A 17,535-nucleotide genomic window follows, 5' to 3' on the forward strand; every position below is an offset into this window, starting at 1 on the left:
TCGAAGTCGGGGGTGACGTCGGAGACGTCGATGTAGTGGGTGTCGTCCACGCGGACGACGGGCTTCTCGGCGCCGGGCGCGCCGATACGCATGAGATACACGGATGGTTCTCCGAATCCAGTCGTACGGGGTCCGTCAGGCCGACGTTAGACCATCCGCTCAGGACGCCGCCGTGCCGAGGGTGGCCCCCGGCACGGCGGTGACGCCGACCAGCCGTTCGACACCGCGATGGCCGACGGTGGCGGGGTTGTTGTCGCGGCGCGTCCAGCCCGAGCAGACATTGCCGTTACAGGCCGCACCCGTCGAACGGAACCGGGCACCGGAAAGGACGACGTTTCTTGACCGCCGTCATTCCGTGAATGGCGTGTCCGGTCACCTGCGCCGATGAGAATCTGAGCACTGCCATTGATCTGGGAGGGGATATCGATGCTCGACACGGTTACGGCCGGCACGCAGGACGGCAGCACGGACGATCTGGCCAAGGACGGCGTCGTCGGAGTCACCATCGTCTGGGCCGACAACAACGGGATCCCCCGATCGCGGACGGTGCCCATCGGCGAGTTCGACGCGGTGGCCGAGCGGGGGGTCGGCGTCACGCCGCTGTTCGCGGTGTTCGACTCGCACGACGCGATCACCTTCGAGCACGCCCCGCTGGGCACCCCCTCCGGCGACATCCGGCTGGTGCCGGTCTCCGGCCGGATCGTCCGGCTGGCCGGCCAGCCCGGGTTCGCCTGGGTGCCCGGCCGGCAGGTGGCGGCCGACGGGTCCGCGTGGCCGTACGACCAGCGGAGCGTGCTGGAACGCCAGGTCTCCCGGGCCGCGGCGCTCGGGCTGGACTTCCTGGCGGGCTACGAGGTGGAGTTCCACCTCAGCCGGGCGGACGACGGCGACGACGCCCGGCCCGTCTACGAGGGCCCCTGCTACGGCCCGGCCAAGATGCTGGCCGTGGACGGCTTCGCCGAGCAGTTGCTGCACGACCTCCATCACAACGGCGTGCCGGTCGGCCAGTTCCACGGCGAGTACGGCCCAGGACAGTACGAGTTCAGCATCTCCCCCGCCGACCCGGTCACCGCCGCCGACCGGCAACTGCTGGCCCGGCAGACCGTGCACGCCGCCGCCCGCGCCCACGGCCTGCGGGCGAGCTTCGCGCCGCTGGTCACCCTCGGCCAGGTCGGCAACGGCTGGCACCTGCACACGTCGGTGTCACGCGCCGGGGTGAACCTGCTGTCCGGCGGCGACGGGCCCGCGGGCCTGACCGCCGAGGGCGGCGCCTACCTGGCCGGACTGCTGCGCGACCTGCCCGCGGTCGTGGCCGTCACCGCGCCCAGCCTGTCGTCGCTGCACCGCAGGCGGCCCGGCTACTGGTGCGGCGCGTACACGTTCTGGGGGGTGGAGAACCGGGAGGCGGCCCTGCGGCTCGTGCCGGCCACCGAACTGCTGGGCGCCGCGCACGCCAACGTCGAGCTCAAGCCGTCCGACGCCTCGGCCAACCCTTATCTGGCGCTGGCCGCCGTCATCGCGGCGGGCGTCGCCGGGATCGAGGACGGGCTCACGCCGCCCGCGCCCGTGCAGGAGGACCCCGGCACCTGGACCGACGAGCGGCGGGCCGAGCACGGCGTGCGCCCGCTGCCCGCCACCGTCGCGGAGCAACTCGGGGCGTTGCTGGCCAACGACCGTATCCGCGGCGCGCTGGGAGAGGAGCTGACGGGCGCCTTCCGCGCGGTACGCGAGTCCGACGCCGCCCGGGCGGACGGCCTCGACGCGGCGGACGTGGTCCGCTCCTACCGCTGGCTCTACTGAGACCGGCTTCACTGAGACGCAGGGGCCGCGCCGGCGCGCCGAGGCTCAACGGCCCGCGCCGGCACGGCCCTTCCAGGTCGGCGCGAGCCGGCCTGGTGCTGCGACGCCGGCCGATCAGCCCCGCTTGGCGGCCGGCCAGCCGTATCCCCAGCCGCCCTGGACCATGGTCTGGAAGGCCCAGCCGTCCTCGGTGCGCACCAGCAGATCGGCGTAGTGCATGCTCTCCTGCCCGCCTTCGACCGTCATCGTCGCCTCGGTCTCCACCACGACCAGATTGCGGCTGACGAAGTGCGGGGTCCGCTTCGACCGGAGGTCCAGCCCCGCCGTGCCGCCGCCCATGGCCTCCTTCATCGCCTCGACGTATTCCGCCCGCGTCCACTGCCGGACGGTCGCGTGGCCGTCGGGGACGTCGGTGGCCAGGTTCATCGGGAAGACCGCGAGGTCGGCCAGCTTCTCGATCGCGCCCTGCTCGGCGAGCGCGTCGTATTCGGCGAACCACTCCTCGACGCTCTTCAGTTCCTCGTTGGTCGGCTCGTACATGTGCGCCCCTCACTCTAGACCGTACGCCGTACCGTACATCATACGGTTCGAAGGCGCAAGGCGGTCGCCGGGAGGACTCGCCGGGGGTCGCGGCCTGGCGGCCGGGCCCGTACGCCCGCGCCGCCAGGTGATCCGCTCAGGAACCGGTCGCCGGCCTCACCGCTCGCGCCTGGCCGTGTCTGCGACACGTGCCGCTTCGACGCGGGTGAGCCGGCCGACCGCCTTCCGCCTCTTCGCCGGAGAACGGCGGGGCGGGAACCGTTCTAGCCTGTGACCAGTTTCGCGGTCGGGATGATCTGGCGCGGGATCGTCGGGCTGGACCAGTGGAGCTGGGCGATGGCGTCGTATCCGCCGTCGTAGTACTCCATCCTGATGTCGTGCGCCCCGGCCGTCAGCGCCACCTCACCGCTGTCCTCGCGCTTGGAGTGGTCGGTCCAGTTGTCCACGACCGGCTTCCCGTCCACCCAGAGCCGGACGCCGTCGTCGCTGGTGGTGATGAACGTGTACGTCTCCGCCTTGTCGGCCACGACCTTGCCCGTCCACCGGACGCTGAACGTGTCGGCGCCCACCGCCGGGTCGGGGGCGTTCGCGCCCCAGTCGAAGTCCACGACGGGGTCGACCCGGGTCACCTTCGGGGCGGTCAGGTCGGCGTTGTCGAAGTAGGTGGCCGTCAGGCCCTGCTGCTCGACGACCAGGGTCGTGACCGTGCCCGGCGGCAGCGTCAGCGTGGCCCTGCCGGCCGCGATCGGCGCGGTTGCGACGTTGTGGGGCGCCCACGCGTCGGCGCTGCTCCGCCAGACCGTGGCCGTGCCCGTGGTCAGCCCGGTGAACGTGAACGCGGTGTCCAGCGGTTCGGCGCCCACGTTCACGAGGACGACGTTCTTGGCCGCGTCGGAGGCGAACACGTGCAGCTTGTCGCTGCTCGCCGTCGCCTCCACCATCGTCGTCCCGAACGGCCTGAACCGGCTCTCCCCAGTGAACATGCCGATGCCGTGGTAGATGGGCAGCGGCTCACTGCGCGGGACGCCGCCCTCGCCCTTCGTGCTGGTCAGGCCGAGCTGGCCGTTCTTGTCGCCGTACTGGTAGGCCGAGGCGCCCGCGTGCAGGATCTGGCCGAGCGCGGCGGCGCCCCACAGGGTGTTGAAGTGCGTCAGCGTACGCGCGCCGCCCGGGTCGTTGAAGTCGGAGTTGAACTCGCCGATCTGGATGTCGATCTTACGGCCGAGCACCGACTCGGCCAGCGCGCTCACCTCCTTGAGGTCCGTCTCGTACGACCGGATGACGGACCCCAGCATGGCCTCGTCGGTGATCGGCTCATCGCCGTTGCCGTAGTCGTGGTAGTCGAGGAAGTCGACGCGGCCGCCCGACCCCTCCAGGAACGTCCTGATGTAGGGGAGGTCGTTCCATGCCGTGGCGGGGCCGCCGACGCGTACCGCCGGGTCCTTCGCGTCGAGGGCGTCGGTGATCAGGTTGAACCGCCTGCTGTACTCCGCCGCCGACATCTCCGGCTTCTGCGGGGTGCAGGTGCAGTTGAGCTCGTTGCCCAAAATGAAGCGCCGGACCGGCGTACCCGAGGCGGCGAAGCGCTCATAGAGGGCGACCGCGTCGCCACGGTTCACCTCGGCGGTCTGACGGCCGTCCACCGGGAGGATGACGACCGGCTCCGCGCCCAGCTCACGGATGGCCGTGATCCAGGCGTCGCCCGAGATGGTCTTGTCGCACTCCCAGCCGCCGCAGACGATCGGGCTGTCGTGGTTGCCGGGCTCCTGGTAGTGCAGCTCGATGCGCATCCGGCCCGGCTTCAGCGCGCGCAGGTTCTCGCGGTGCCTGGGGTCGTTCGTGATGTACGACTGTTCGCCGTACCCGGTGATGCCGACGCCGTAGTCGGCGGCGGACAGCGTACGGATCGGCTTGGTGAAATCGACCGACACGGTGGCCGACGCGGCGGCCCGCGCCCCTGTCGGCCACATCGCGACGGCGGCGGCCAGGCTGCCCGCGAGGGCGGCACGCAGCACACGGCGCGCTAATGCAGTCATCGTTCTCCTGACACGAGATCTACGAGATCCAGTGGATCATGACAGAGATGGATGACATTGGAGTGAATTCTGATGTGACGGGGTGATCGGCGCGCTCGCCGGTCCTGGGGCTGGCCGGATCAGCCCTCCGCGGGCGGTCCGGCCAGGTCGGCGAGGGTCTGGTGGAGTTCGGCGGTGTCGGTGCCCGCCCAGCCGACGTACCCGTCGGGGCGGACGAGCACCAGCGGGCCGCCGATCGCGGCGGGCGCGGCCACCTCGACCCGGTCCGTCCAGCCGGTGACGTCGGCGGCGCCGATGAGGACGAAACGGCCGCCGCGCAGCGCCTCGTAGAGCCGGCCGCCGCCGGCCAGCGGCACGTCGCCGGCGCGGGTGCCGACCAGCTCGTGCGCGCCGCCGGGCGCGGGATAGGTGTAGCCGATGCCGCTGAGCTGCCCGGTGACCTTCGTACGGATCCGGTCGACGGACAGCGCGCTCCGTGCGGCGAAACCGCGGATCGCCCGGCCGGCGGCCGACTCGATCATGGCGGCCCGGATGATGGCGCCGCTGCTGCGGAGCACCGAGCGGCCGACCGGGTGACGCTCGGCCTGGTAGGTGTCGAGGAGGCTCTCGGGCGCGCCCCGCAGCACCGCGGCGAGCTTCCAGCCGAGGTTGGCCGCGTCCTGCAGCCCGGTGTTCATGCCCTGGCCGCCGGCCGGCGAGTGGACGTGCGCGGCGTCGCCGGCCAGGAAGACCCGGCCCACGCGGTAGTCCGGCACCTGCCGCTCGTCGCTGTGGAAGCGGGACAGCCAGCGGGCGTCGTACATGCCGAAGTCGCTGCCGAGGGCCCGCCTGGCGACGTCGCGGACCTCGTCCAAGGTGAGCGGCTCGTCGTCGGGCACCGTGTGGCGGCGGTCCCAGGCGAAGACCCGGTAGTAGCCGTCGCCGAAGGGCGCCATGAACGCGAAGGCGTCGCCGACCCCGTTGACGGTCAGCATCTCGGCCGGCTGTTCGGCGAGCCTCACGTCGGCGAGCATGATGGACTTGAGGACCGACTTGCCGGCGAAGGGCTGGCCGAGGGCCCGCCGCACCGCGCTGTGGTAGCCGTCGGCGCCCACGGCGTAGGCGGCGCGGTGGGTGCCGTGCGCGGTGGTGACCGTGACCCCGGTGGCGTCCTGGCTCAGGTCCACGACGTCGGCGTCGTACACGATCTCGGCGCCCGCCTTCAGCGCCCGCTCCAGCAGCAGGTGCTCCACGTTGTACTGCGGCGTGATCAGCAGGTACGGGAACCGGCTGGGCAGCTCGCCCAGATCGACCTCCACCCGCTCGAACAGCCGCACCCGGCGCAGGGCGGCGCCCATGGGGACGAGCCGGTCGGCCAGGCCACGGGCGTCGAGCTGCTCCAGCGTGCGGGCGTGGACGCCGAACGCCCGGGAGAGGTTGGAGATCCGGTCGTCACGCCGCTCCAGCACCGTGACGGGGATCCCCGCCTCCGCCAGGTCTCCCGCGAGCAGCAGACCGGTGGGCCCCGCTCCTACGACGATCACCTCGGCCATGACGCCTCCCTTTAGGTCAACGTTTGTTGGCACCACTGAATCACCGCTTCAGCGGCGTGTCAACACTTGTTGGCCTACGGGTGTTGTCATTCGCCTCGCACGCGGTAGTGGTAGCCGTGCGACGCCGTGAAACCCAGGCCTTCGTAGAGCGCGCGGGCCGGCAGGTTGTCCTCCTCGACCTGGAGATAGAGGCGCGGCGCGCCCTGCTCGTCCGACCAGCGGGCGGCCGCCGCCACGACGGCCCTGGCCACGCCCTCGCGCCGGTGGCCGGGGTGGGTGGCCATGCAGAACAGGCCCGTCCAGCCGTCCTCCGCGACCGCCAGCCCCAGACCGGCGACGCCCTTGGCGAGCAGCACCGCCTTCGACGTGATGCGCTGGATGACCGGCATGTCGTCGGCATGGCCGTGCACCGCCTCGAACAACGCGGCCCAGCGCGCCTGGTCGTGCACGACCTCGACCCCGGCCCGATCCCCCGTCTGGTCATCGAGCTGGTCATCGGCCGCGGTCAGGACGGTCGCGGTGTCGGCGGTCATGACCAGGGTTCTGGCCTCCCTGGCGTAGCCGCGGGCCGCGAGGAGCGCGTCGAGGTCGGCGTGCTGCTCGGCGGGGCTCACCTGGACGATCGCGGGGAGCGCCGGCTCGGCGTAGAAGGCCTCCATCGCCGGGATGTCCGCCCGCGCGCCGAAGAGCGGGAGCGCCGAGTTGGAGCGCCTGCGGTGCACGCCGGGCGTGTGACGCAGGAGCCAGCCGCCGCGTTCCTCGGTGTACCGGGCGGGCCAGGCGTTGACGGCGCGCCGTTCGATCTGCCACGGGCCGGACCCCGCGCACAGCCGTACGAGCTCGGGGACCAGCCGCCTGAGCATCTCCTCGTCGCGCGGGTCGCAGGGCGCGTACTCGGTGATGCCCAGGCCGATGATCTCGTGCCGGGCGGCCAGGGCGGCCACCGCCTCGGTCAGTCGCTCCGGGGACAGGCCGCCGGGTTCCGGGTAGCCGACCGACGTGATGCCGTCCAGGACGTCCAGATCCACGTGAACGTAGAGGACCGCGTCCTCGTCGACGGTGGACAGGTCCCCGATGCCGGCCCGCCGGATGTAGTCGGCCTCCGCGGGGTCGAGCGCGCGCGTCCCGGCCAGGGCGATCTGGTCCGGGCGCAGCGCGGGTGAGCGGACCAGGTCGGCGGGGCCCTCGCCCTGGAGCGTACGCAGGATCATGCCGTGGAAGGCGCCCGACGGGGACGTCTCCGGGGAGTTCATGTCGCCGTGGGCGTCGAACCACACGAGGTTCAGGCGGTCGCCGTGGCGGCGCAGCGCGGCGGTGACCGGTTCGAGCTCGACCCCGCAGTCGCCGCCGACCGTGACGACGAAGCCGTCCGGCGGCAACGCCCGCCGGACCCGGTCGGCGGTCTCGGCGAGGGTGCCGCCGGTCTCCACGCGTACGTGCTCGGCCCCGGGGATCATCGCCGCCAGCCGGGCCGCGCCTTCGACCAGCCGGGGCGCCGTGGGCGACGACGATCCCCGCCACTGGGGGATCTCGACGACGGTCGGCATGCCGACCTCCTCTGTTGTGAACGGTGTGGGTAGGCCGACAGTGTGACGTGGTCCAATTGGCAACGTCCACTTAGCGTTTCTGTGCTGATCTATAAGGTTGCCTTGATGTTGGATCCCGGCCGGCTGCGGCTGCTGCGCGAGTTCGCCGAGCACGGCACGATGACGGCCGTGGCCGAGGTCTGCGGCCTGACCTCGTCCGCCGTCTCACAACAGCTTGCCACTCTGGAACGCGAGGCCAAGGTCCCGCTGTTCGAGCGGGCCGGGCGCCGCGTCCGGCTGACGGCGGAGGGGCTGCGCCTGGTACGGCACGCGCACATCGTCCTGAACGCCCTGGACGCGGCGGAGGAGGATCTCCGCTCGTCCCCGACCCCGAGAGGACCCGTCCGGGTGGCCTGCTTCGCCACGGCAGCGGTCCACCGCCTGCTGCCCGCGATAGCCGCCGCCCGGACCCGCCATCCGGCCCTCCACGTGATCGTCTACGAACTCGAACCCCGCGAGGCGGTCGAGGCGCTCCGGGCCGGCGGCTGCGACCTGGCCGTCTCCTTCACCTACAGCCTGATCCCCGAGGACCCTCCGCCGGGCGTCTCCCGGCGGGCGCTCGGCGCCGAACGCATCCTGATCGCCCTTCCCACCGGCCACCCGGCCGCGCCGGGCCCGGTGGACCTGCGCTCGCTGCGGGAGGAGCAGTGGATCGCGGGCTCGCGGGGCACCACCGACCACGAGATGCTCGACCGCGCCTGCGCGCTGGCCGGCTTCCGTCCGAACGTCATCCACACGGCCGACGACTACGCGCTCGTCCTTCGCATGGTGAGCGAGGGGCTGGGCGCCAGCCTGGTGCCCGAACTGGTCGCCACGACGGTCGGCACCCCCGATGACGTCGTGCTCCGTCCGATCTCCACGGTCGAGATCACCCGGATCACCCACGCCCTGATCCGCACCGGGACCCCGGCGGTCAACGCCATGCTCGACCTCCTCGGCGCCGCGACCGGCTCGGCGCAGGTCGGCCCCTGACCACGATCTCGCCCTTACGGGCGGCGGAGGAAGGGGAGGATCATGACCGGTTCACCTGCATCATTCCGGCTCGGCAACGAGATTCTCGCGTTCCGCTTCGTCGCCACGCTCTCGGAACGGCGCGGCGACCCGGTGGAGCGCATCGCCACGCCGGAGCGGCTGCGGGCCTGGCTGGGCGCCAACGGGCTCGGCGACGCGCCGGTCTCCGACTCCCTGCTGCGCGACGCCCGCGAGCTGCGCGAGGCCGTCCACCGGGCCGGCACCGCCGTCGCCGCGGGAGGCGTGCCGGAGCCGGCGGACGAAGACCTGCTCAACCGCTGGAGTGCCCGTCACCGGGCCCGGCTCCTCCTCAGCGGCGGGCAGGCGCGGTGGCGGCTGCCGGACGCCGATCCGGCGCGGGCCGCGCTGGCCATCGTCGCGCTCGACGCCGTCGCCGTCCTCGGCGGCCGGCACGACGGCGTGATCAAGCGGTGTGAACAGCGCACGTGCGCGGGCCTGTTCGTGGACACCAGCCGCGGGGGGCGACGGCGCTGGTGCTCGATGGCGACCTGCGAAAACAAGATCAAAAAGGCCAACCTCAAGGCGGCCCGGACGACCTGACCCCCGCCGAGACCGCCGGGACGACGGCCCAGGGCCACCGGGCACGGGCGACGTCGCACGACCACCCGTCGGCGCAGGACCACCGACCGACGCGGGACCACCGACCGGCGCAGGACCACCGACCGACGCGGGACCACCGACCGGCGCAGGACCACCGACCGACGCGGGACCACCGGGCCGCACGGGGTGAGCGTTCGAGGGGTCGGTCAGTGTTCGAGGAGGTTCGCGAGGCGTTCGAGGCTCTTCTCCATCGCGACCTTGTTCCGGGACGGGAAGCCGAGCAACGGGAACAGCACGCCGATCTTCGCCGTCGACCAGTCGAAGGTCTCGGTCACCCGGGTCTCCTGCTCGCCGACGGATTCGAGCTGCCAGCGCCACCGGTGGCCGCCGCCGTGCCGCCAGGCGATGAGCCGTCCCTCCTCGAACTCCACCACCTCGTTCTGGACCTTGTACGTCAGGCTCATCCTCATGTCCATCCCGAACCGGGCGCCCAGGCCGAGCCGCTCCGGAGCGTCCGTCTTGGAGGCCACCACGGTTCCCGACCCGTCGATCAGGCTGTGTTGACGCGGATCGGCCAGCAGGTCGAAGATCGCGTCGCTGTTCGCGCGGATGATCCGCGTGGCCGAGACCTGTCGTTTGCTCATGCTCGTCACTCCCGAAGTCGGACTCGTCCTGACAGAGGTACCGGCTCGGGCGTCGTCCCGCCCGCGTCTCCTCGTCCAGGTGATCATCCCGCCATTTCCCCCGCGGGTCACCCGGCCCGGCCCCGGGCCCCGTCCGTACGCGTGCGCGACCGGCGGGAAAGCTCGGCCCGGCTGCGGCGAAGGAAGGGCGACGACCGTCGGCAGGAGGGTGAGAGCGTGACGACCGAGACACGCGGGCAGGCGGGTGACGAGGAACTCGTCGCCCGCTTCCGGATGGACGCGGAGGAGTTCACGGCCGTCTACGACCGGTACTTCCGCGAGGTGTACCTGTACGCGGCCGGCCGGCTGGACGTCCAGGCCGGGGAGGACATCGCGGCGGAGACGTTCTGCCTGGCCTTCCGCGACCGGGAGCGCTTCGACCTGGCGCGCGGGGCGATCCGGCCGTGGCTGTTCGGCATCGCCACGAACCTGATCGCCCGCCACCGCCGCAAGGAGGCGCGCCACTACCGGGCGCTGGCCCGGACGAGCGCCGAGCCCGCCACCGACAGCCACGAGGGCCGGGTGATCGACTCGGTCACGGCGCAGCGCATGGGCCCCCGCCTGGCCAGGGCGCTGGCCGCGCTCAATCAGGGCGAGCGTGACGTGGTGACGCTGGTCTCCCTGGCGGAGCTCACCCACCAGGAGGTGGCCGACGCCCTCAGCGTCTCCTACGGAACCGTCGGTTCGCGGCTCAGCCGCGCCCGCAAGAAGATCCACCACGTGCTGGCCAAGGAGGACGACCATGGATGACCTGCGCGAGATCCGGACCCTGCTCGCCAAGCCCGACCCCTCTCCCGAGGCGGTCACCCGGCGGCGGCGGCAGTTGCGCTCCAGCATGCACCGCCCCGCGCCCCGGCGCCGGGCCCGGTGGTTCCTGGTCCCGGTGGTCGCCGCGGCCACGGCCGCCGCGGTCGCGATCGTGCCCGGCCGTCTCGGGGGGTCGCCGCCACCGCCACCCCCGTCGGCGTCGGCGTCGGCGCCGTCGAACGCGCGGGAGGTCCTGCTCGTGGCCGCCACCTCCGCGGAGCGCGCGCCCGAGGGCTCCGGGACGTACTGGCACATCACCGTCACCCAGGAGGGGCGGCCGCCGCAGGAGTACTGGTACCGGCGAGACGGCCAGTTCTGGCTCAAGGGCGCGGGGCTGAAGGGTGAGGGCAGGCTTCTCAGGTTCACCAGGAAGCCCGAACTGTTCGCGGTCGGAGCGCTGCGCATGACCTTCGACGAGCTACGGGCACTTCCGGACGAGGCGGACGCCCTCTACACCCGCCTGCGGTCGGCGATCGCCGAGCGCGGCCTGCGCACCAGCGCGGGTCCGGCGACGGACGCCCAGCAGGACGGATTCGCCGTGGAGACGCTGCTCTCGCTGATCAGCCAGGCGCCGGTCTCGCCCCAGGTCCGCGCCGCCGCCTACCGGGCGCTCGCCACCCGGCCGGGCGTCGTGGACCTGGGTGAGACCGAGGGCGGGCGACGCCTGGAGATTCCGCTGGCGGTGGGTAAGGGCGTCGTGGTCGTGGATCCGGAAACCGCGCGGGTCCGCAACACGCCCGTCTGGGCCCCTCTCACGGGAGGGATCGCCTTCAGCGAGAAGGGGGTGACGATCGACGCCGAATGGACCGAACGGCTTCCCGCCGAATGAGGCGCGGAGGTCAGTCGAACTCCTCGACGTACTCCTCCGGCGGCCCCAGCTCGGGCCGGTCCCGCAGCTCCAGCACGTCGCCGAGCCGGTCCAGTTCGAGCACGGTCACGGTGTTCGCGCCCGCCCGCAGCAGCGGCGCCGGGCAGTACAGCGTGACCTGCGGCCCGATCTCCCAATACCGGCCGAGCAGGAACCCGTTGACCCAGACCATGCCCCGGCCGGAGCCCGGCAGCGCGAGAAAGGTGTCCGCCGGCGCGCCGACGTGCACGGTCGCCGTCCCGAACCCGGTCCCGCCGGCGGCCGGAGCGGCGACCGCGTGGGCGAGCTCCGTCGTGGACCACTCCTGCAGGGCGATCGGCGTGCTGTCCCAGCCCTGCACGATCCGCCGGTCGATGAGGACCGGGCCGAGCAGGCCCTTGTGCCGGCCGATGCCGGGCCCGTAGTTCACCCGGCCGAGGTTCTCGACCAGGATCTCCAGCCGGACGACGTCGCCCGTCCCGTGGAGGGGTAGCTCAGGGTGGTCGGGGTCGGCGGTGCCGAGGAACGTGCCATCGCCGAAGACCAGCGCCCGATCGCGTACGTCGGTGAGGACCAGCCGGTGCTCGCCCGCCGGCACGCGCGGATGCGCGGCGTGCAGGACCATGCCCGCGTCCAGCCCGAGCCGCTCGAACGAGGCCGGGCGCGGGCCGACCGAGGTGGGCGCCGGCACGGCCCGCAGCCCGGGGAGCAGGCCGGCCCGGTGGACGAGCGGGACCCGGGACGGGGGCAGCGCCGGCGGGCGGGCGGACACCCGTACGGGCCCGCGCGCGCCCAGCACCTCCCGCATGGCGTGGAACTTGGCGGTCAGCGTCCCGTCCTCGGCGACCGGCGCGTCGGAGTCGTAGCTGGTCACGGTGGGCTGCAACCGGCCCTCACGCTCGTTGGCCCCCGCCCAGAGCCCGAAGTTGGTCCCGCCGTGCGCCATGTAGACGCTCACGCTGCCGCCGTCGGCGACGATCCCCTCAAGGGCGCGCACGGCGCTGTCCACGCCGCGTACGTGGTGCCGCTCGCCCCAATGGTCGAACCACCCGTTCCAGAACTCGGCCACGACGAACGGCTCGTCCGGCCGCCGCTCCGCCTGCAGCCGCCGGGCGGCCTCCGGTTTGGAGCCCAGCGTGATGGCGGCCAGGGTGCCGGGCAGGGTGCCGCCGTCCAGCATCAGCTCGGTGGGGCCGTCGGCGGTGAACAGCAGCTCCCGGATCCCGCGTGAGACCAGGGCGTCGCGGTTCCACCGCAGGTACGCCTGGTCGTCGCCGTAGCTGCCGAACTCGTTCTCCACCTGCACCGCCACCACCGGTCCCCCCTCGGCGGCCTGGAGCGCGGCGATGCGCGGGACCAGCTCGTCGAACCAGCGGCCGACCGCGCCGGTGAAGGCGGGGTCGGAGCTGCGGATCGCGACGTCGCGGCCGGTGAGCCAGCTCGGCAGGCCGCCGTTCGACCACTCCGCGCAGATGTAGGGCCCCGGCCGCACGACGACGTCGAGCCCCTCCTCGCCCACGAGAGCGATGAACCGCTCGATGTCCCGCCAGCCGTCGAAGCGCGGCGCCGCGTCCTCGCGGGGCTGGTGGAAGTTCCAGGCGATGTAGGTGTCGACCGTGTTGAGCCCGAGGTCGGCCAGGCGGCGGATCCGGTCCCGCCACAGGTCGGGGTGGACGCGGAAGTAGTGCAGGCCCCCGGACAGGACGCGGTGGGGGATGCCGTGCCGATGAAGACGGCGCCCACGCCAGGTGAGCGCGCTCGCGGCCGGCGCGTCGGTCAGGGTCGTGGAAACGTCGGGCAGCTCGATCACGGTGGCAGAGCCTATGTTATCGATGCCATATGTAACAAGCACTGTAGGATCCGTGGGACAACGCCGTGAGAGAGGAGCTCCGTGACCAAAGCCACCGAGCGGCCCGCGAGGCAGCCGAGCATGGCTGACGTGGCCAGGACCGCCGGGGTGTCGGCGCAGACCGTCTCGCGCGCGCTCCGCGACTCGCCGAACGTCAACCCGGAGACCCGGAAACGCGTGCTCGCCGCCGTCGAGCAGCTCGGCTACCGCTTCAACAACGCCGCCCGGGTGCTCTCCTCCGGCCGCAGCCACACCATCGGGCTCGTGCTGCTGCAGTCGGGCGGCTACTACTCGCGCTCGGCGGTGACCGCCGGCGTCGAGGCCGCCGCCGGCGAGGCCGGCTACGCGGTGAGCATCGCCACCATCGCCAGGCTCGACACCGGCCTGATGGAGCGCTCCCTGTCCAAGCTCGCCGACCAGGGCGTGGACGGCATCGTCATCGCCGTGCCCCTCATCTCCGTGACGCAGAAGATGGAGGACATCACCCGCGACATCCCCACGGTCACGCTCGACGGCTCCCGCACCGCGAGCGCCCGGGTGCTCGGGATCGACCAGAAGGACGCGGGCCGCCTGGCCACCCAGCACCTGCTCGACCTCGGGCATCGCCAGGTCTGGCACGTCGCGGGCCCGGACGAGTGGATCGAGGCCCGCCAGCGGCGGCAGGGCTGGCAGGAGTGCCTGGCCGCGGCCGGCATCCAGGCGCCGCCCCCGCTGGAGGGCGACTGGTCGCCCGACTCGGGCTACCGGCAGGGCCAGGTCCTCGCGATGATCCCCGACGTGACCGCCGTCTTCGCCGCCAGCGACGAGATGGCCTTCGGCGTGATCCGCGCCCTGCGCGAGCGCGACCGCTCGGTGCCCGGCGACGTGTCCATCGTGAGCGTCGACGACATCGCCCTGGCGGCCTACTGCTCCCCGCCGCTGACCACCGTGCGCCAGGACTTCTACCGCTCCGGCGCGGCGGCCGTCGCCCTGCTGCTGCAGGGGGCCGAGGACGACGGCGAGTCGCTCCTCACGGCGTCACTGTCGGTCCGCGCCTCCACGGCGCCGCCGCGCTCGATCTGAGCCGGGTGACCACCGTTTGCGAAGTCCCTCTTGCGTCTTCCATGTTATCGATGCCACTGTAACAACGCGCCCCGTCAGGTGGGCAGATGTCCACGGAAGGATCCCAGAACCATGAGGAGATCACTCGTCCTCGCGAGCGCCGCGACCGCGGTGCTCGGACTGCTCACCGGCTGCTCGGCCGAGGGGGAGGGCTCGGGCTCCGGCAGGACGACCCTGAGCGTGGCCGCCCTCGAAGGCGGCTACGGGCGGGACATGTACACCCAGGTCATCCAGGCGTACGAGAGCGCGCACCCCGAAGTGGACGTGCAGCTCCAGATCTCGAAGAGCATCGAGGACGAGATCACCCCGAACATGAAGGCCGGCCGCTTCCCGGACGTCGTCGTGCTCGGTCAGGGCCGCAAGGCCGCGCTCACCGAGACGCTCATCAAGGACAAGGCGCTCGAAGACCTCACGCCCGTGCTGCGGGCCAAGGTGCCCGGCGAGGACAAGACCGTCGGGGACAAGCTCATCGAGGGCATCGTCGGCAACCTCAACACCAACCCCTACGGCGACGACAAGACGTACACGATGCCGATGTACTACGCGCCGACCGGCCTGTTCTACAACAAGGGGCTGTTCGACCAGAAGGGCTGGAAGGTCCCGGCCACCTGGGACGAGATGTTCGCGCTCGGCGAGACGGCCAAGAAGGAGAAGATCGCGCTGTTCACGTACCCGACCGCCGGGTACCTGGACTCGTACTTCTTCGCGCTGCTCGCCGATGTGGGCGGGGAGCGGTTCTACACCGACGTGATGACGTACAAGCAGGGCGTGTGGCAGACGCCGCAGGCCAGGCAGGTGCTCGACCTCACCACCCGGCTGCTGAAGTACGCCGCCCCCACCACGGTCGGCTACGCCAACGAGCAGGACTTCACCAAGAACCAGCAGTCCGTGCTCGACGACAAGGCGCTGTTCATGCCGAACGGGACCTGGATCGTCGGTGAGATGGCCGACGCGCCGCGCGCCGACGGCTTCGCGTGGGGCCTGACGCCGCTGCCGGCGGTCACCGCGGGCGGCAAGCGCTACATCACGACTTCGGTCGAGTCGGTCTGGGTGCCCAGCGCCGCCAAGAACAAGGACGCGGCGAAGGCGTTCGTCGCCTACCTCTACTCGGACGCGGCGGCGAAGATCTTCGCGAAGTCGAACGCCATCCAGCCGATCGAGGGCATCGTGAGCAGCCTGTCCGCGGAGAACGCCGAGTTCTACAAGGTCTACGAGGACCCGTCGGTCGCCGCGCTCGTGGGCGGCTTCGCCGGCACCGCGCCCGTTGAGGGCGTCGACATCAAGGCCGCGCTCTTCGACACCGCCAACAGCATCATCAGCGGCGACAAGACCCGGGACCAGTGGCAGAGCGCGCTCGACGACGCCAGCGAGAAGCTGCGGCAGGCGGGTAACTGAGGTGGCCGACGCCCCGTCGAACACCACACCCCGCCGGCGCGGCAACGGGCTCTTCGTGCTCGCCTGTCTCCTGCCCGCGCTCGTGCTCTTCGTGGTGTTCATGATCGTCCCGACCGTGAACGTGTTCCGGATGTCGTTCTACACCTGGAGCGGCTTCTCCCCGGACATGCGTTTCGTGGGGCTGGACAACTTCACCCGGCTCCTCGACGACGCGCAGTTCGTCCGGGCGTTCCAGAACACGGTCGCGCTCCTGGTCGTCGTGACCGTCGTGACGATGGGCACGGGCCTGTTCCTGGCGGCGATCATGACGCGGCAGCGGCTGCGGGGGCGACCGCTCTACCGGTTCGTCCTGTACGTCCCGAGCGTGCTGTCCGTGGTCGTGATCGCGGCGATCTTCTCGGCCATCTTCGACCAGGAGAACGGCCTGCTCAACGGCACTCTGCGGCTGCTGTCGCTGGACGGGCTGCAGCAGGTCTGGCTCGGGAACCAGGATCTCGTGCTCTGGTCCGTCGCGATCGCCATGGTCTGGCAGTCGCTCGGCTACTACATGGTGCTCTACATGTCCGGCATGGCGAGCATCCCGGAGGAGGTGTACGAGGCGTCCGCGCTCGACGGCGCCTCCGCCGGGCGGCAGTTCTTCGCCATCACGCTGCCGCTCATCTGGCAGAACCTGCGCACGACGCTGACGTTCTTCGTCATGAGCGCGGTCAACCTCAGCTTCGTCCTCGTCCGCGCGATGACCGGCGGCGGGCCCGACGGCTCGTCGGAGGTCCTGCTGAGCTACATGTACAAGCAGGCGTACACGAACTCGTCGTACGGCTACGGCATGGCCATCGGCGTCGTCATCTTCGCCTTCTCCTTCTTCGTTTCGCTGCTGGTGAGCCGCGCGACCCGGCGCGAGCCCCTCCAGTTCTGAGGACACCCACCATGACCACGATCAGACGGACGCTGACCTACGTCCTCGTCACCGCGATCGCCCTGGCCATCGCGGTGCCGGTCGCCTGGGTGCTGCTCGCCTCGCTCAAGCGCAGGGGCGAGTTCTACGGCAGCCCCTGGACGCTGCCCGAGGGCCTGCACCTGCAGAACTACGTCGACGCCTTCGTCACCGCGAACATGGGCCGGTACTTCTTCACCTCGGTGCTGGTCACTCTGCTCGGGCTGGTGTTCGTCGTCGCGGTGTCCGTCCCGGCGGCCTACGTCATCGCCCGGTACGAGTTCCGCGGCCGCGGCCTCGTCGAGGTCGCGATGCTGGCCGGGCTGTTCGTCAACGTCAACTACATCGTCGTGCCGATCTTCCTCATGCTCGTCGGCTGGGACCGCGCCCTGGTGGAGGTCTTCCCCGGCGGCTTCTTCATCGACAACCCCGGCGTCCTGTCGCTCGTGTACGCGGCCACCTCGATCCCGTTCACCATCTACCTGCTCACCGCGTACTTCCGGTCGATCCCCGTCGACTACGAGCAGGCCGCGGCCCTGGACGGCGCCTCGCGCTTCCAGATCATGACCCGGGTCATGCTGCCGATGGCGAAGCCGGCGCTCACCACCGTGCTCCTGTTCAACTTCCTGGCCTACTGGAACGACTTCATCATCGCGCTCACCCTCCTCCCGGGGGAGGGCAAGACCCTGCAGGTCGGGCTGCTCAACCTGATGACCGCGCAGAAGGCGGCGGCCGACTACGGCCGTCTGTACGCCGGCATGGTCATCGTCATCGTCCCCGTCCTCATCTTCTACGCGCTCATCCAGCGCCGGCTCATCGAGGGCATGGCGTCCGGCGGCGTGAAGGGCTGACC

The 17,535-nt window shown here is 71.5% G+C and carries 15 protein-coding genes; 9 read left to right on the forward strand and 6 right to left on the reverse strand.

The window, feature by feature from the left end; translation table 11 throughout:
- Positions 1–426: 426 nt before the first annotated feature.
- A complete protein-coding gene (locus AB0I15_RS16080) occupies positions 427–1,800 on the forward strand; it encodes a glutamine synthetase family protein (RefSeq protein ID WP_358095314.1) in 1,374 nt (457 codons plus the stop codon).
- A 114-nt stretch (positions 1,801–1,914) separates the two neighbouring features.
- On the opposite strand, the gene AB0I15_RS16085 is transcribed toward AB0I15_RS16080, so the two are convergent.
- From AB0I15_RS16085 to AB0I15_RS16100, 4 genes are all read right to left on the reverse strand, one after another.
- A complete protein-coding gene (locus AB0I15_RS16085; RefSeq protein ID WP_358095316.1) occupies positions 1,915–2,340 on the reverse strand; it encodes a nuclear transport factor 2 family protein in 426 nt (141 codons plus the stop codon).
- A 263-nt stretch (positions 2,341–2,603) separates the two neighbouring features.
- Positions 2,604–4,376: a PA14 domain-containing protein gene (locus AB0I15_RS16090; RefSeq protein WP_358095318.1), complete on the reverse strand. Its 1,773-nt coding sequence runs from the start codon at positions 4,374–4,376 to the stop codon at positions 2,604–2,606.
- Between the two features lie 119 nt (positions 4,377–4,495).
- Complete coding sequence (locus AB0I15_RS16095) at positions 4,496–5,908, reverse strand: FAD-dependent monooxygenase (protein WP_358095320.1); 1,413 nt, start codon at positions 5,906–5,908, stop codon at positions 4,496–4,498.
- Positions 5,909–5,994: 86 nt separating this feature from the next.
- On the reverse strand, positions 5,995–7,455 hold the full coding sequence (locus AB0I15_RS16100; protein WP_358095322.1) for a GNAT family N-acetyltransferase: 1,461 nt from the start codon (positions 7,453–7,455) through the stop codon (positions 5,995–5,997).
- Between the two features lie 105 nt (positions 7,456–7,560).
- Here AB0I15_RS16100 and AB0I15_RS16105 point away from each other — a divergent pair, with 105 nt between their 5' ends.
- Together AB0I15_RS16105 and AB0I15_RS16110 are read left to right on the forward strand one after the other, a co-directional pair.
- On the forward strand, positions 7,561–8,466 hold the full coding sequence (locus tag AB0I15_RS16105) for a LysR family transcriptional regulator (RefSeq protein WP_358095324.1): 906 nt from the start codon (positions 7,561–7,563) through the stop codon (positions 8,464–8,466).
- A 42-nt stretch (positions 8,467–8,508) separates the two neighbouring features.
- The gene (locus AB0I15_RS16110; protein WP_358095326.1) at positions 8,509–9,066 is read left to right on the forward strand and encodes a CGNR zinc finger domain-containing protein; all 558 of its coding nucleotides are present in this window, start codon (positions 8,509–8,511) and stop codon (positions 9,064–9,066) included.
- Between the two features lie 206 nt (positions 9,067–9,272).
- On the opposite strand, the gene AB0I15_RS16115 is transcribed toward AB0I15_RS16110, so the two are convergent.
- Positions 9,273–9,710 carry an SRPBCC family protein gene (locus AB0I15_RS16115; protein ID WP_358095327.1) on the reverse strand — a complete coding sequence of 146 codons (438 nt, stop codon included), beginning with the start codon at positions 9,708–9,710 and terminating at the stop codon, positions 9,273–9,275.
- Positions 9,711–9,926: 216 nt separating this feature from the next.
- On the opposite strand from AB0I15_RS16115, the gene AB0I15_RS16120 reads away from it, so the two are divergent.
- The gene (locus AB0I15_RS16120) at positions 9,927–10,499 is read left to right on the forward strand and encodes an RNA polymerase sigma factor (RefSeq protein WP_358095329.1); all 573 of its coding nucleotides are present in this window, start codon (positions 9,927–9,929) and stop codon (positions 10,497–10,499) included.
- Entirely contained in the window at positions 10,492–11,385 is an 894-nt protein-coding gene (locus tag AB0I15_RS16125) for a CU044_5270 family protein (RefSeq protein ID WP_358095331.1), read from the forward strand. Before AB0I15_RS16120 ends, AB0I15_RS16125 begins: the two co-directional genes overlap by 8 nt.
- Before the next feature lie 10 nt (positions 11,386–11,395).
- Here the strand turns inward: AB0I15_RS16125 and AB0I15_RS16130 are convergent, their stop codons facing one another.
- Complete coding sequence (locus AB0I15_RS16130; protein WP_358095333.1) at positions 11,396–13,213, reverse strand: glycoside hydrolase family 35 protein; 1,818 nt, start codon at positions 13,211–13,213, stop codon at positions 11,396–11,398.
- A gap of 81 nt (positions 13,214–13,294) precedes the next feature.
- Between AB0I15_RS16130 and AB0I15_RS16135 the strand changes: the two genes are divergently transcribed.
- From AB0I15_RS16135 to AB0I15_RS16150, 4 genes are all read left to right on the forward strand, one after another.
- On the forward strand, positions 13,295–14,314 hold the full coding sequence (locus tag AB0I15_RS16135) for a LacI family DNA-binding transcriptional regulator (RefSeq protein WP_358095335.1): 1,020 nt from the start codon (positions 13,295–13,297) through the stop codon (positions 14,312–14,314).
- Positions 14,315–14,425: 111 nt separating this feature from the next.
- Positions 14,426–15,748 carry a carbohydrate ABC transporter substrate-binding protein gene (locus AB0I15_RS16140; RefSeq protein WP_358095337.1) on the forward strand — a complete coding sequence of 441 codons (1,323 nt, stop codon included), beginning with the start codon at positions 14,426–14,428 and terminating at the stop codon, positions 15,746–15,748.
- A 1-nt stretch (position 15,749) separates the two neighbouring features.
- Entirely contained in the window at positions 15,750–16,664 is a 915-nt protein-coding gene (locus AB0I15_RS16145) for a sugar ABC transporter permease (protein WP_358095339.1), read from the forward strand.
- An 11-nt stretch (positions 16,665–16,675) separates the two neighbouring features.
- Positions 16,676–17,533, forward strand: coding sequence for a carbohydrate ABC transporter permease (locus AB0I15_RS16150; RefSeq protein WP_358095341.1), 858 nt, complete (start codon positions 16,676–16,678; stop codon positions 17,531–17,533).
- Positions 17,534–17,535: the final 2 nt, after the last annotated feature.

It is taken from the genome of Nonomuraea sp. NPDC050643, assembly GCF_040654715.1.
Lineage (GTDB): Bacteria > Actinomycetota > Actinomycetes > Streptosporangiales > Streptosporangiaceae > Nonomuraea.